General features: G+C 26.0%; 14 protein-coding genes. 1 reads left to right on the top strand and 13 read right to left on the bottom strand.

All coding sequences use genetic code 11. The features are described from left to right. Positions 1-3 precede the first annotated feature (3 nt). The 11 genes from ABIV_RS04315 to ABIV_RS04265 form a co-directional block, all read right to left on the bottom strand. Positions 4-1,278, bottom strand: coding sequence for a nucleotide sugar dehydrogenase (locus tag ABIV_RS04315; protein ID WP_114838731.1), 1,275 nt, complete (start codon positions 1,276-1,278; stop codon positions 4-6). Positions 1,279-1,371: 93 nt separating this feature from the next. Next, positions 1,372-2,427 (bottom strand): NAD-dependent epimerase, encoded by a 1,056-nt coding sequence (locus ABIV_RS04310; protein ID WP_114838730.1) that lies wholly within the window; start codon positions 2,425-2,427, stop codon positions 1,372-1,374. 1 nt (position 2,428) lies between these two features. After that, positions 2,429-3,634 (bottom strand): glucose-6-phosphate isomerase, encoded by a 1,206-nt coding sequence (locus ABIV_RS04305; protein WP_114838729.1) that lies wholly within the window; start codon positions 3,632-3,634, stop codon positions 2,429-2,431. Continuing rightward, positions 3,634-4,371 carry a Gabija anti-defense Gad2 family protein gene (locus tag ABIV_RS04300; protein WP_114838728.1) on the bottom strand — a complete coding sequence of 246 codons (738 nt, stop codon included), beginning with the start codon at positions 4,369-4,371 and terminating at the stop codon, positions 3,634-3,636. Before ABIV_RS04300 ends, ABIV_RS04305 begins: the two co-directional genes overlap by 1 nt. A gap of 11 nt (positions 4,372-4,382) precedes the next feature. After that, complete coding sequence (locus ABIV_RS04295; RefSeq protein WP_114838727.1) at positions 4,383-5,594, bottom strand: nucleotide sugar dehydrogenase; 1,212 nt, start codon at positions 5,592-5,594, stop codon at positions 4,383-4,385. 64 nt (positions 5,595-5,658) lie between these two features. After that, complete coding sequence (locus ABIV_RS04290; protein WP_114838726.1) at positions 5,659-6,594, bottom strand: glycosyltransferase family 9 protein; 936 nt, start codon at positions 6,592-6,594, stop codon at positions 5,659-5,661. Continuing rightward, positions 6,584-7,651 (bottom strand): hypothetical protein, encoded by a 1,068-nt coding sequence (locus ABIV_RS04285; protein ID WP_114838725.1) that lies wholly within the window; start codon positions 7,649-7,651, stop codon positions 6,584-6,586. Before ABIV_RS04285 ends, ABIV_RS04290 begins: the two co-directional genes overlap by 11 nt. Position 7,652: 1 nt before the next feature. Next, positions 7,653-8,264, bottom strand: a complete 612-nt coding sequence (locus ABIV_RS04280) for a YrbL family protein (protein ID WP_114838724.1) — start codon at positions 8,262-8,264, stop codon at positions 7,653-7,655. Beyond that, positions 8,265-9,197, bottom strand: a complete 933-nt coding sequence (locus tag ABIV_RS04275; RefSeq protein ID WP_114838723.1) for a hypothetical protein — start codon at positions 9,195-9,197, stop codon at positions 8,265-8,267. It abuts the gene before it with no gap. Beyond that, positions 9,190-10,131 (bottom strand): glycosyltransferase family 9 protein, encoded by a 942-nt coding sequence (locus ABIV_RS04270; RefSeq protein ID WP_114838722.1) that lies wholly within the window; start codon positions 10,129-10,131, stop codon positions 9,190-9,192. The genes ABIV_RS04275 and ABIV_RS04270 overlap by 8 nt, the downstream gene beginning before the upstream one ends. Beyond that, positions 10,131-10,877, bottom strand: a complete 747-nt coding sequence (locus tag ABIV_RS04265; protein WP_114838721.1) for a lipopolysaccharide kinase InaA family protein — start codon at positions 10,875-10,877, stop codon at positions 10,131-10,133. The genes ABIV_RS04270 and ABIV_RS04265 overlap by 1 nt, the downstream gene beginning before the upstream one ends. Positions 10,878-11,018: 141 nt before the next feature. Between ABIV_RS04265 and ABIV_RS04260 the strand changes: the two genes are divergently transcribed. Beyond that, the gene (locus tag ABIV_RS04260; RefSeq protein ID WP_114838720.1) at positions 11,019-12,656 is read left to right on the top strand and encodes a phosphoethanolamine transferase; all 1,638 of its coding nucleotides are present in this window, start codon (positions 11,019-11,021) and stop codon (positions 12,654-12,656) included. Positions 12,657-12,670: 14 nt separating this feature from the next. Here the strand turns inward: ABIV_RS04260 and ABIV_RS04255 are convergent, their stop codons facing one another. Both ABIV_RS04255 and rfbH read right to left on the bottom strand, forming a co-directional pair. Beyond that, positions 12,671-13,795, bottom strand: coding sequence for a glycosyltransferase (locus ABIV_RS04255; protein WP_114838719.1), 1,125 nt, complete (start codon positions 13,793-13,795; stop codon positions 12,671-12,673). Further along, positions 13,789-15,120, bottom strand: a complete 1,332-nt coding sequence (rfbH, locus tag ABIV_RS04250) for a lipopolysaccharide biosynthesis protein RfbH (RefSeq protein WP_114838718.1) — start codon at positions 15,118-15,120, stop codon at positions 13,789-13,791. The genes ABIV_RS04255 and rfbH overlap by 7 nt, the downstream gene beginning before the upstream one ends.

Below are 15,120 nucleotides of genomic sequence, written 5' to 3'. Positions count from 1 at the left end.
TAATTATAACCTCCATGTAGGATTTTTTACAATCCCCTTTATATCTATTAATATTTCTTTACCTTCACTTATTGATTTAAAATCATTTTCAGAAAGAGAAATAAATTCATTGTGAGCTACAGCTATAATAATTGAATCATATTTTTTATTTTCTGTAAAAGGATTTTTTTCCATAAGCTCATGATTAAAATGATATTTAGTTTCCTCTAAATCAACCCAAGGATCATAAATATCAATATTTGCACCATATTCTCTTAATTCATCTACTATATCTGTAACTTTTGTATTTCTTAAATCAGGACAATTTTCTTTAAAAGTAACTCCAAGTATCAAAATATTTGAATCTTTTATTTTTTTATCATTTTTTATCATTTGCTTAACAGTTTGTTCTGCTATATATTTACCCATCCCATTATTAATTTGTCTTGCACCTAAAATTAAGTTTGGTTTATAACCTAATTCTTCTGCCTTAAACGTTAGATAATAAGGATCAACTCCAATACAATGTCCACCTACAAGTCCTGGTTTTAATTTAATAAAATTCCATTTTGTAGCTGCAGCTTCAATCACTTCATTTGTATCGATTCCAATATTATCAAAAATAAGTGCCAATTCATTAATAAGTGCAATATTTACATCTCTTTGTGTATTTTCTATAACTTTAGCCGCTTCTGCAACTTTTATTGATGTAGCTTTAAAAGTACCTGCTGTAATAATTGAAGAATATAAATCATCTACAATTGTAGCTATTTCAGGAGTACTTCCAGAAGTTACTTTAAGTATTTTTGTAACTGTATGCTCTTTATCTCCTGGATTAATTCTTTCAGGAGAATACCCACAAAAGAAATCTTTATTAAACTTCATTCCCGATTCTTTTTCAAGTTCAGGAACACACACCTCTTCTGTAACCCCAGGATAAACTGTAGATTCATAAATAACAATATCATCTTTTTTAAGAATCTTTCCTATCATTTGAGAAGATTTAATTAAAGGAGTTAAATCTGGCCTATTTGATTTATCAATCGGTGTTGGAACTGTTACAATATAAACATTAGAATCTTCAATATCTTTAATGTCTAATGAAAATTTCATCCCATTTGAAATTGCTTCTTTAACTTGATCTTCTGAAAGCTCTAATGTTCTATCAAAACCTAAATTTAGTTCATTTATTCTAGATTCATTTATATCAAAACCTACTACTTGATATTTATTACTAAAGGCATGAGCTAAAGGTAATCCAACATAACCTAATCCTATTACACATATTTTTTTATTCATTTATTTCCTTCTTAAACTAATAAATAATAATTCCATCTAAACATATAAAGCCAATAGAGGCGTATTTTAAATGGAATTTTATCTTTATATAACTTAATTTGTGATTTTATAAAATCCTTTATACCACTTTATAAAATTACCTATTCCATCACTTAAATTTATATTTGGTTTATAGTTAAAATCCTTTATTAAATCATTTATATCTGCAAATGTACTTTCCACATCCCCATCTTGCATAGGCAAAAACTCTTTTTTTGCTTCTTTCCCTATTTCTTTTTCTAAAATACTTATAAAATCCATAAGCTTAGTAGGAGAGCTATTTCCAATATTGTAAATTCTATATGGTGCACTAGAAATATCTGAAGGAATTATATCTTCTAAATTAATGCAAGGCTTAGCAGGGTTATCTATTACATTAACTATTCCATCTACAATATCATCTATATATGTAAAGTCCCTACTCATATTACCATGATTAAATACTTTAATATCCTTATTTTGAGAAATCGCATTTGCAAAAATAATTGGTGCCATATCAGGGCGTCCCCAAGGTCCATAAACAGTAAAAAATCTTAATCCTGTAGTACTTATTCCATAAAGATGAGAATATGTATGTGCCATCATTTCATTTGACTTTTTTGTTGCAGCATATAAAGATATGGGATGATCAGTATGATCAGTAGTTTTAAAAGGTTGAGATTTATTCAAACCATAAACAGAAGAACTACTAGCATAAGATAAATTTTTTACATTAAAATTTCTACAAGCCTCTAAAATATTTAAAAAACCTTTAATATTACTATCAATATAAGCATGAGGATTTTCCAAAGAGTATCGTACTCCAGCTTGTGCTGCTAAATTACATACTGCATCAAATTTCTCTTTTTCAAAAAGTGCATTTATATCATTTGTATTAGATAAATCCATTTTTATAAACTTGTGATTAGGATATTTATCACTTTTTATCAGTTTATTTGATGTAATTTCATTTTGTAAAATTCCAAGTTCATTTAATCTTGCATATTTAAGATTTACATCATAGTAATCATTAATATTATCTAGTCCTACTACTTCATCTCCTCTTTCAAGAAGTTTTTTTGCTAAATGAAATCCAATAAATCCAGCAGTACCTGTTACTAATATCTTCAAACTATTTTTCCTTTTTTAAACTTTTCTTTAAAATTATCTTCCCTGCTTCTACACCTGGTTGGTCATAAGTGTTTATTTGAACAAAACTTCCTACAATTGAAGTTAATAATTCATAGGTAAACATTAATTTTCCAATATTATATTCATCTTGCGATTGAATTGTTATAACATCATAAGGAATATCTTTTAAATCTTCAACTGCTTGAATTGTTGAGTCTGCTTGTTTATTTATCAAATTTTTAAACTTAATATTATTTAAATAATCAAGTTCTTCCAAACCTTCTAAAGAGATATTTGGAATAGTTAAATCATCATTAAAATCTTCAATTTTAATAAATGTAACTGTTTTATCTCTTTTTCCTTCCATAATTAGTTGTAAAAAAGAGTGTTGATCAACTGGACCTAAAAGTCCAACTGGTGTTAATGCTTGTTTAGTTCCATTTATATTTATTTTTCCTAAACTTTCACCCCAAAGTTGAACATACCATTTATTAAAACCATCAAGTAATGATGAATATGAAAAAATAACATTTATATTAAACCTATTTTTATTTTCAACTATAAATCTTGCTTTTTCCATAATAATTGAATAGTAATCTTCTTTTTCAAAAAAACTATTATAAATATCTTGACACCCTTTTAATAACTTATCTATATCAAGTCCCATTATTGCAAGAGGTAGAAGTCCAACATTAGAAAAAACTGAAAACCTTCCCCCCACATTTTTAGGTATGTCAAAAGTTTTAATCTCTTTTGATTTTGCAAAAGAGTTTAACTTACTATCTTCTTCTGTGATACAAATAGTATTTGAACTATCTAAAACTAAAATAGAAGAAAGATATTTTAAAATAGAGATAGTCTCAATTGTTGTTCCTGATTTAGAAATCACAATAAAAAGTGCATCTTTTAAATCAATTTTTCTTATTCTTCTTTGTAAATCAATTGGATCTGTAGATTCTAAAAAATGCAGTTTTTTATCATTTTCTTTATCTATTAAAAAATGATGAATTGCAAAAGTTCCTAAAGAGCTTCCACCAATTCCTACAACAACAATATGCTTTTGTTTTACTCTTTTTGCAAACTCTTTTATCTCTTTTGTTTCTTGAAAAGGTAAAGAGTAATAACCAATGTGCTCTTTCTCTTTTACAATCTTTGAAAAAATCTCTTCATTTGATTTTATTTGATAGAAACTCTTATGATATTTCATTATAGTTCCTCTTTTTTATGTTCTATAAAATTTGAAATTGCTTCTTTAATATTCTCTAATTTATTAGGATTTCCTTGAAGTCTTTCAAAGTGTTTATGAATATCTTCATTCTCTTTTACTTTTATATCAGCTATTTTCTCACAGATGTCTAAAAATACTCCATAAGGAACATCATCTCCACGCTTTAGAAAATGAATAGCTCTTTGTAAAGATACAAAAGGATTTATACTCACTTTTGATAAATTATTTACTCTTGTATTTATATAAATAATAAATTCTTCTCTCATCTCACAATCAATTACAGTAAGAAGTCTTTTTTTTGTATTATAAATACACTCAAAAGCAATTTTTGTTGAATCAAAATCAAAACCTTCAACAAGCTCTTTTAAAGTTGCATCTTTAAATTTTTCTCTATAAACTAATTGATAAATATCATTTTTATATCTGTAAGTATATGAATTATTTTCATATTCAAAATAGTCTTTATTTAAGGCATTGTTTATTAATTCTCTATCAGAACTTACTGGGAAAATCATATCTAAGTCCCTAAAGATATCTGTTTTAATACAAGAACCTGCTAGAAAAAATTTTACCTCTTCTTTTGAGACTACTTCAATTAGAAGTCTTTGAAAAAATTCATTAAGTTTTAAAACTATATTATCAAGTCTATAATCAAAAGCTAAAGCTTGGTCATAAGACAATAGTTCTTGATAATTTTTCCAAAAATCATATACCAACTATTTTTCCTCTAGCTATCTGAATTAAAAATATCTCTTGTGAAAACTTTCTCTTCCACATCAATAATATCATCTGAGATTCTATTTGCAACAATTACATTAGATTCTCTTTTAAACTCTTCTAAGTCTTTATAAACTTTTGAATTAAAGAAAGTATCTTCATCTAAATTAGGTTCATAAATAATGATTTCAATACCTTTTGCTTTGATTCTTTTCATAATACCTTGAATTGCACTTGATCTAAAGTTATCACTTCCACTTTTCATAACAAGTCTATAAATACCTACTTTTTTATTTGTATCAATATTTATAGGGTTTTGTGGGATTAAATGAAGTTTCTTAATTATACTTTCTGCTATAAAATCTTTTCTTGTAGTATTTGATTCTACAATTGCACCGATTAAATTAGATGGTACATCTTCATAATTTGCTCTTAATTGTTTTGTATCTTTAGGTAAACAATATCCCCCATATCCAAAAGATGGATTATTATAATGCATACCAATTCTTGGGTCTAAACCTACACCTTTGATTATTTGTTCTGTATTTAATCCATGACTTAAAGCATATGAATCAAGCTCATTAAAATATGCAACTCTCATTGCTAAATAAGTATTTGCAAAAAGTTTGATAGCTTCAGCTTCTGTTGAGTCAGTAAATAAAATATCAATATTCTCTTTTATTGCACCTTGTGCTAAAAGATTTGCAAAAATTTCTGCTCTTTCAGACTTTTCACCTACAATAATTCTTGAAGGATATAAATTATCAAAAAGTGCTTTTCCTTCTCTTAAGAATTCTGGAGAAAAAATTATATTATTTGTGTTAAATTGTTTTCTTAAACTTTTTGTATATCCAACTGGAATAGTTGATTTTATAATCATTGTAGCATTTGGATTTATCTCTAAAACATCTGCGATTACATACTCTATTGATTTTGTATTAAAATAGTTTGTTTCAGGGTCATAATCTGTAGGTGTCGCAATTATTACATAATCAGCACCTAAATATGCCTCTTTTTTATCAAGAGTTGCTTTAAAATTTAAATTATCTTTTAGTAAGTATTCTTCAATCTCTTTATCTTCGATTGGAGATTTTTTATTATTTAGTAGTTCTACTTTAGAAGGTATGATGTCTAGGGCTATTACTTCATTGTGTTGAGACAGAAGTAAACCATTTGATAGACCAACATATCCAGTTCCTGCAATTGCAATTTTATAACTCATTCTTGTCCTAGGGTATATATATTAATTTATTATTATACCCTTTTAAAATAATATTAATTTTAAATCAGTGTAAAATATTTAAAACATCCTGTGCAGTTATTAGCTTCATACAGTTATGATGTTTTAAAGGACAGACTCTTTTCATACAAGGAGAGCACTCTAAATTTTTAGAAATAATATTTTCATTTGGATTATTCCATTGATTTGTCTCTTTAAATCTTGTAGGTCCAAAAATAGCAACAGTTTTTATTCCATATGCTGCTGCAACATGCATTGGTCCAGAATCATTTGTAATAAAAATATCAAGTCCTGCTATTTTTTCTATAAGTTCAGGTATAGTAGTTTTTCCTGCAAGATTTTGATAGTTTTTAATTCCATTTGCAAGAAGTTCATCTTCAATATCTTTTGCAATATCAGTTTCAGCAGGACCACCAAAAATAACTATATCATGAGTTTTTGACATCTCTATTGCTACTTTTGCAAACTCTTGAGGATACCATCTTTTAGCACTTCCATATGTAGCACCAGGATTTATTCCTAAGGTTGGTTTTTCATATTTATAAGGAGTGAAATGTAGTTTTAAATCTCCTGCAATATTCTCTAATTTTAAAACATGATTTACAAAATCATTGTATCTAAGAACTTGATGTATCTGTTTCTTTTCTAATCTTCTATAATTAAATTTTTTCTTAGCACTTACAAAAAACATCATAAGTTTTGAAGAAAAACTTCTTCTAAAGGAGATTGCTAAATCAACTTTTCCTATTTTTTTTGCAAGACGATAAAGATTTAAATATCTATTTCCCTCTTTTTTTGTATTGTCTATAATAATCTTTTCTATATTTTTAAAATGACCTAAAGCTTGTGTTGAAACAAAAGAGCCAAGAAGAGTTATCTTTGCCTCAGGATAAGTTTTTATTAGATTTTCAATTGCAGGTGTTGTCATTATGGCATCACCCAACCAAGTTGGTATCTCTATAAATATTTTCTCAATTTTCATTTAGTAGCTCTTTTAATACATAAAATTGTGGTAGTTTTACTATCTTACCATCTCTATTATCAACAAGTCCATAACCAGGAGCTATAAGTTGATGCCAAAAAACTTTTTCTATTTTTTTACTCTTTTTTGCAATTTCAATATATTCAATCATATATTTTGAATACTCTTCATTGCTAACACACTCTTTTTCACTTGTTGGAGCATAAGGAGCTGTATTTGATAGAGGCCAATTTACTTCTGTAATATAGATTTTATCACTTGTTTTAGAAGATAATTTACATAAACAATATAGTAAATCTATCTTGTTTTTTGTATCAAAGAAACCATATTGAGTATTTGAAGGTGCTCCTCTTCTATCTACATAAAGTAGTGAGCTTAACTTATCATATTTAATATTATAAAAGTTAAACATAGCTCTTACATTATAATAGTATTCAAAATCTATAGTACTTGGACCTATAAGAGTTAAATTCTTAAATTTCTCATCTCTTAAATCTTGTGCTACCTTATAAAACTTTAAATACTCTTTTACAGCAAAAAATCCCCATTTAGCTCTATTTATAGTAGTTCCTATTTGATATTCACTTACAAAAGAACTAAATTTTGAAAAGATAAGTTCTAAATCTTTTTTTAAAAGCTCTTTATTTTCTATATGCGCTCTATCTTGCATAAGATTAAGTACAATATTTTTTGAAGAGAGTCTATTAAAACTTTTTGCAAACTCAACATAAGAATCTAAATTTTGTATATCCCAAAGAGGTACTCTTATAATAAGATTTTTAACTCCAAGTTCTTCAATTAGCTCTTGCTGAGTATTATTTTTATCATCTTTATCTAAATTTACTCCAAGTCCAATAAACTCTTTATTTGAAAGTTCATTTTTCCCTTGAAATAATTTCATAATCAAAATAGAGAAAGGTAAAACTAAAATAGAAGAAAAAAACATTTTAATATAATCAAAGATAAACTTTTTTCGCATAGCTTTTTTATAAGCCTTATCCTTTATAACACTTGGTTGGTCAGAATAGTTATCCCAAAAGAAAGGTGCTTTATTCATACTAAAGCCTTGTAAAAGGACGTTTACCAAGCTTTGCTCTTTTAACATCCTTTTCATACATCTTCATAAATTTATCCCATTGTCTTTTGATTTTATATTTTGTGTAAGCCTTTGAAATTTTATAAAGAGTAAACTTTATACCTGTTCTTTTTGCTCCTAAGCCATCTACAATTATTAGTTTATAACTACTATCTGAAACTTTTGGACAAAAAATATTTGTAAGACTGGTATCAACAAAAAGTATTAAATTTTCTTCTAAATAGTTTTTTAACTCTGTTATTAATAATTCTTGTTCAGCTAAAGGTATAATCTTATTTGCTAAATAGTATCTAAAACTTTTACTAGGTGTTCCATCAAAATCTAAAACTCTATCAAAAATTAATCCTTTTCCTAGATTAGTACTTACATAACCATAACAATCAGTGATTTGAGATAAATCAAGACCTTTTCTTTTTTTTATATAAGTCATATATGAATATTCTAATTCATTTTGATTATTATGTTCTTCTGTTTTATGAACTATTTTAATAACTTTGCTATTATCTTCAGGATGAATATAACAATCTCTCTCCCCACCTTTGGCAATAAGCAAGCTTTTTGTTAAAGTAATCACTTATTTCTCCAATACATTATTATAGGTATGTTCCAAGAAAAACTTACATTTTTCTAATTCTAAGCCTGTATTTATATAAGTATAAATAAAAGATGGTTTTGCCAAATAGATTTTAAAATTGTAGCTTTTATATTTTTTTACATCTCTTTTTTTAAGTTCATCTTTTCTACTTAATATAATTTTTGGTTTTGCATCTAAATGAATAGTCCAAAAAACTGTTGGAATTAGAGATAAAAGTCTTCTCCAATTTTTTCTTAAACTTGTTTTCCTATCTAAAAAAGAGATATTTTCTAATAAATAATCATTAAAGAATCTATCTACAAAAACTATTTTTTTTCTAAAGTTTGAATTAAAAACTAAAAAAGGGTAATAAAATAATCCAGCTAATAAAACCAATAGATAATGAACATCATCATGTTGGTCTTTTTCAGGTTTTACCCCTAATTTTCTTTTTAAAAAAATTCTATTTATAGGATACATTACATTATAAATAATAGAACGCCTAACAATTTTTTTAAATCTTTTATATAAAATATCTTTCTTTTTTATATCAATAACAGAAGTTAACAGCGTAGTCTTCCCTACTCCATCAGGTCCTACAATTGGATATATTTTTCTATTTTTATATTTATTAAAACTTTTTTTGTACTCTTTTTTCTCTTTTGTAATATCATAAGAGTATTCAACTTCTATAAAAAAAGTTTTAATCTCTTCTTTGTCATAGATTTCTATAGTTAAAAAATCAAGTTCTTCTCTTAAAATATTAAAACAAATTCTATTTTTAGAACAGAATCTAAATAAAATTTTCAAAAAACTATTTAACTCTTCATTTTTTACTAAAACTCTATTCTCTTCTTTTAGTTCAATATTTAAGTTTTTTTCTTTTACTTTTTCAAATAAAGTTATTACTATATCTTCTTTAGGTTCAAGCATTAAGTAAGTCCATTAAGCAGTTTTCTATTTTTTTATAATCATCTTTTGAATAATCACTTGCTAACATAAAATTATTTTGCTTGTTCTGTTCACTTACTGTTGCCCATCTTTTTGAACTTGCAAAAAGTGAATCCCCAAAGAAAGAGATTGTTTTTGTATTAGTTGCTCCAGCAAGATGCATAGGTCCTGTTGAAGTACTAACAAAAAGTTCTGAAGAGGCTATATATTTTGTGAACTCATAAAGTGACATTTTTGAATCAAAAAGTTCTATCTTCTGTTTTTCGTTAAGATTTAATCTTGATGAAATATACTCTTTTGATGATTTGTCATCTGGTCCAAAAGTGAAAACAACTTTGTATGAAGTTTGAAGGGCTTTCCTTGCAAGTTTAATATAATCATCTAAAGATAAGTTTCCATCACTACTTCCACCAAAACCAGGATGAAAAATAACTCTTTTTTTTGTAGCTTGAAATGAAGAATCTGTAATAAGTAATGGTCTAGAAAACTCTAATCTAATATTAGGGAAAATAGCTTTTGCCAAATCCAGATTATACTCCCATTCTGTTTTTTCTACCTTACTTCTTCTTTGAGTTATTCTTTTAGTAAAAAATATTTGAGCTATTTTTGTAGCAGGAGCAACTCTAATTCTTATGCCACTTTTAAATAAAAGTTTTCCCAAAGCAGTATCTATATAAGCACTAATACTTGCATCGAAATTTTTTTCTTTTATCTCTAATAGAGTCTTTTTTAAATTATCTTTATCAAATAAAATTACATCATCAATAAACTCAATCTCTTTTGCAAAGTCAAAATTTATTTTACTTACAAGTGCAGTAATTTTTGTATTTGGGTATTGCTCTTTAATAGCTTTAAAAAGAGGTAAGGTTACAACAAAATCACCTATTTTATCATGTCTAGTAATAAGTAAATTCACTATTTTTTACCTCTGATTTTTCTTTTAAACTCTACAAAGCTTTTTAATTTCACATCACATTTTTTTAAAATATCTATTGCTTCTTTTTCTTCTACATTTGCTAGTTTTGCATATGTTGAAGCTATTAAAATAATATCATCTTCATCTAACCAAAGTTTTGCAAAATTATCAAGTCCTGTATATAAATCAATGGCTTTAAACTCCAGTCTATTTATATCTACAACAGAAAATTCATAATCTTCACCTTGAATTGAAACTAAAGTATTTCCTGCTGAAAAATCTTTGTGATAAACATTGTTTCTATGTAGATTAAAAGTAAACTCTACAAATTTTTTTATAATCTCTTTTCTGTTCTCAAGTTCTTTATTTCTAAGAGGCTCTCTAATAGTAAAATCATAATCATATTTTTTAGCTATAAAAAAACTCTCTTTAAATAAAAAATTTCTATAAAATTCTATATAACCAATAGGTTCTGGAGTATTTAAGCCTAAACTTCTTAATTTTACTGCATTTTTATATGACTTTTTTGCCTTAGAATCTCTAAAGTATGCATAAACTATTTGGTTGATTTTATTAGGAACTTTAAAAGCTTTTACAACAGTTTGTAAATCATCATATTTAATTACTTTTAACTCATTTCTAGCTTTATGAATAGTATTTGAGTTTTCTTGAAAATATTTTTTTATATTTAATAAAAAATCTTTTGTATTTTTATATTGTTCATTTAGTTCAAATTTAAATTTCAACTTTTTCCTTGCTTTAATAAATGTTAATATTTTATCAAAACTTTCTATTTCTTTCTATTAAATAACCGTATTATTATAGTTTAATGAAGTTTTAAGTATTATTCCACGCTAGATTTTAAGCTAACTTTCAGAAGGATTTCAATGAATAACTTTTTTTCAAAACTTGTCTACAACATTTTTTTGGCACTAATAATTACATCTTTATTTGTTTGTGTTGAACAAATATACAGAATATATAATGATATTTTATCTTTTAATTTAAACCTAAAAAGTTTTGCTGAACAATTTATGATTAATCTTCTTATTGTTTCAATAATTAAAACAAGAGCTATTTTAATTACTTATGCTTTAATTGCACTATTTGTTTGGTTTCAAATTGCACACTTCGCATATTTTGGTACTTGGATTTTCCCATTAGAATATTTACTATTTTTTACAAAATTCAAAGAAACATATGATACATTTAGAACAGTTACAGATATAGCAATTGTTCCGACAATTATGATTTTAACTCTTTTTGTAATTATTTATTTTTTATTAAAAAACTCAGAAGAAAAAAGACTTAAAATTCCATTTTTATCATTTATTTTAATCGCTTTTATAATCTTTGTTCCAATTAGAGTTTATGTAAAAGACTCAAAAAAAGGACATAGACCAAATGTTGAGTATTATCCACTAAAAAATACAATTACTAATTTAGGTTATCTATTTGGAAATATAATTCCTAAAAAAGCTATAGGAAATAGTGGTTTAGAACAACCTATTACACCTACTCCAAATCTACTTACAGAAAATCCAGATATAAATGTAATTATGATTATGGGAGAGTCATTAAATAGAAACTTTATGTCTTTATATGATTACAAAATCAAAACTACTCCATTTTTAGATTCAATAAAAGATGATGAAAACTTTGTATATAAAAAAGGGATTGCTTCTGGTGTTGTAACAGATGTTGCTGTACCATCTTTTTTCAATATAATAAAAAGACCAGATGGTGTTCCACAAATTATTTCTACAAATACTTGTCTATTTAAAATGGCAAAAAATAATGGTTTTCAAACATATTTTTATAGTTCTCAAGCACAAGATCAATTAGCTCAATTAAAAAGTTATATTTGTACAAAATGGATTGATGATTATGTTGATGGAACAAGTGTTACAAAAGATATAGATAAACCAGCTTTAGATACATTTTTACTTGATAAAATTGAACAAGTTGATTTTTCAAAACCTAGTTTTGTTGCTTTACAACAAAGAGCTTCGCATACTCCTTTTATAGATACTTTTCCAAAGGAGTTTGAAATTTTTACAAAAGATAATATAGAAGATAAAACAATTATTCAAAATACAATTGATTATGCAAATTCAATTCATTATACTGATTATATTATCTCTCAATTAGTAAAAAAAGTAAAAGAAAGAACTGATAGACCAACTTACTTTATTTTTACTTCTGACCATGCTTCAAATGTTGGAGATCCAAATAGACAAGGTCATGGAAGATTAAATTATGATGCTGTATATCAAGTACCATTCTTTGTTTATGGGATTAATAATGCAAAAGTATTAAAAGATAAATTCTCAGATTTTGAATTTATTTCACACTATCAAATGGGAAATGTAGTTAGTAATCTTTTAGGATATGAAGAGAAGTATGATTATTTTAATGTAAGAGAAGATTACTTTGTATGTGATTCAGATATCTCAGGATTATCTGGTATCTTAAAAATATCTTTTGATGAAGAGAGTAAACAAACAAAAACACTAATAGAGTAACTACTCTATTAGTCTTAAGATTCTAAAATCTTTTGAATATCCTCAATATAAGCCTCTTTTGAAAATCTTTTTTGATATAAATTAAACCCTTTTTTTGAAACACTTTTAATTAACTCTGGATTATTAGAAATTTTAAAAATTGCTTTTGCTATCTCTTCTGGGCTAGGCTCACAAAAAAACATAGTTTCTTTATTTTCAAAATATTCACCTAAGGCTTTTGTTTTTTGCGAAAGAACAGGTATTTTCATAGAAACTGCTTCAACAGCTTTATTTACCATTACTACTTTTGCTTTTTCACTATCTCCAAAATTACCAAAGGCAATATCACAATTTTCAATCAAAAACTTATCTAAAGATTTATCTGCAAAAGTTTTTGTATTATCAATTTTTACAACATCATTTAATTCTAACTCATCAATCATTTTTTGATAAGCAACTGCTTTCTTATCAGCTGTTCCAAAAAGATGATACTCAAAAGAGATATCACTTTGTTTTAAATATTTTGCAGATTCAATAATCTTATCTAAACCATGAAGAGGGATATAACTCCCCCACCAACATAAAATTAATTTTTTCGTTTTTAAATTTGCATAATTTAATTGTGCTATCATTTTTGATTCTGTAGCAAGAGGAATTAAATGTATTTTAGTTGTTGTATTACTTCGTTGTACTACATCTAAATAATACTCTTTTTCTGAGTTATTTAAAAAAATTAAGTCACTACTTAAATCAATAATATTTTGGTCAAACTTTTTAAGAGCTAATGCATTTTTACTATTCTTATCAACTCTTTTTTTATCATTAACATAAGTATCATATTTAGAAATATAAAACTCTGTAACAACTTTTTTATTCATTAATTTTGCAAGCTTTAATTTTAAATAACTGATTTTTCCCATAGGTAATATAAAAATAATATCAGAGATAAGAAATTTAGAAAAACTACTTAATGAGTTTAAAAAATTAGGTAAAAGTAAAAATATTTTTTTTAATAAATTTTTACTATTTACTTTAAAAAAATGTGTATCATCATAAGAAAAGCTATATTTATTAGAACCTGAAATAAAATCAAGTAGTAATCTTGCTCTAGTAGAACCTGTTAAGTTTCCTATGATATAAACACGTTTTTTTTCTAACATTTAATAGTAGCCTCTTTTATCTTTTTAATCATATATTCTAATTTCTCATCACTCATTCCTGGATATACTCCTATCCAAAAACTATCATTCATTATCTTTTCTGTATTAGGTAAATCACCAATAACTCTATAATCTACATTTTCTTCTAAATGATCAAAAATAGGATGTCTTAAAATATTACCTGCAAATAAATTTCTTGTTTGAATATTACTATTTTCTAAATATTCAACTATATTATTTCTAGTAAAGTTTGCTTCTTCTGTTAAAGTCATCATAAAACCAAACCAACTAGGATCACTATTTGGTTGAGCTTCTACTAATTGAATCTCTTTAACATCTTTTAATCCATCATAAAGTTTTTTATAATTTTCTTTTCTTTTTTCAACAAATGAAGGGAATTTTTCTAATTGTGCACATCCTACAGCTGCTTGCATATCAGATACTTTTAAATTAAAACCAAAGTGAGAATATACATACTTATGGTCATATCCAACAGGTAAAGAACCAAATTGTTGAGTAAATCTTCTATTACATGTATTATCTACTCCACTTTCACACCAGCAATCTCTACCCCAATCTCTTAGACTTAGCATGATTTTTTTAAGAAGAGGATTATCTGTATATGTTGCACCACCTTCTCCCATTGTCATATGATGAGGAGGATAAAAACTTGAAGTTCCAATATCTCCCCAAGTTCCAGTAGGTCTACATTCATATAAAGAACCTAAAGCATCACAGTTGTCTTCAATTAACCATAAATTATGTTTATCGGCAAACTCTTTTACAGCTTTTAAATTAAATGGATTTCCTAAAGTATGCGCAATCATAATTGCTTTTGTTTTAGGACTTAAAGCTTTTTCTAGTTCAGTAACATCAATATTTGCATGAGTTAATTCCATATCTACAAATACAGGAACTGCTCCATATTGTACTATTGGAGCAATTGTTGTAGGAAAACCAGCTGCAACAGTAATAACCTCATCACCTCTTCTTACTTGTCTCTCTTTTAACAGTGGAGATGTTAAAGCATAAAAAGCTAAAAGATTTGCACTACTTCCTGAGTTTACTAAAAAAGTCCATCTTACATTAAGATATTTTGCAAGTTGTTTTTCAAACTTCTTAGAATAATCTCCATAAGTTAACCAGAAATCTAAAGAACTATCTACTAAATATTGTAACTCAGTTTCATCAAAAACTCTACCTGCATAATTTACTCTACTTTTACCTTCAATAAACTCTTGATTTAAACTTGGTTTGTGTACTAATTCATAATACTCTTTTGTTTTATTTAATATCTCTTGTTTTAATTCTTCTTCTCTTGTCAT

It is taken from the genome of Halarcobacter bivalviorum, assembly GCF_003346815.1.
Classification (GTDB): Bacteria; Campylobacterota; Campylobacteria; order Campylobacterales; family Arcobacteraceae; genus Halarcobacter; species Halarcobacter bivalviorum.
This window is presented reverse-complemented; position numbering and strand designations above follow the sequence as displayed.

Bases quoted from the DNA above. Each gene is read 5' to 3' on its own strand.
- ABIV_RS04255 (WP_114838719.1), bottom strand. From the start codon at position 13,795: ATGTTAGAAAAAAAACGTGTTTATATCATAGGAAACTTAACAGGTTCT.
- ABIV_RS04305 (WP_114838729.1), bottom strand. From the start codon at position 3,634: ATGAAATATCATAAGAGTTTCTATCAAATAAAATCAAATGAAGAGATT.
- ABIV_RS04295 (WP_114838727.1), bottom strand. From the start codon at position 5,594: ATGAGTTATAAAATTGCAATTGCAGGAACTGGATATGTTGGTCTATCA.
- ABIV_RS04260 (WP_114838720.1), top strand. From the start codon at position 11,019: ATGAATAACTTTTTTTCAAAACTTGTCTACAACATTTTTTTGGCACTA.
- ABIV_RS04290 (WP_114838726.1), bottom strand. From the start codon at position 6,594: ATGAAAATTGAGAAAATATTTATAGAGATACCAACTTGGTTGGGTGAT.
- ABIV_RS04285 (WP_114838725.1), bottom strand. From the start codon at position 7,651: ATGAATAAAGCACCTTTCTTTTGGGATAACTATTCTGACCAACCAAGT.
- rfbH (WP_114838718.1), bottom strand. From the start codon at position 15,120: ATGACAAGAGAAGAAGAATTAAAACAAGAGATATTAAATAAAACAAAA.
- ABIV_RS04275 (WP_114838723.1), bottom strand. From the start codon at position 9,197: ATGCTTGAACCTAAAGAAGATATAGTAATAACTTTATTTGAAAAAGTA.
- ABIV_RS04315 (WP_114838731.1), bottom strand. From the start codon at position 1,278: ATGAATAAAAAAATATGTGTAATAGGATTAGGTTATGTTGGATTACCT.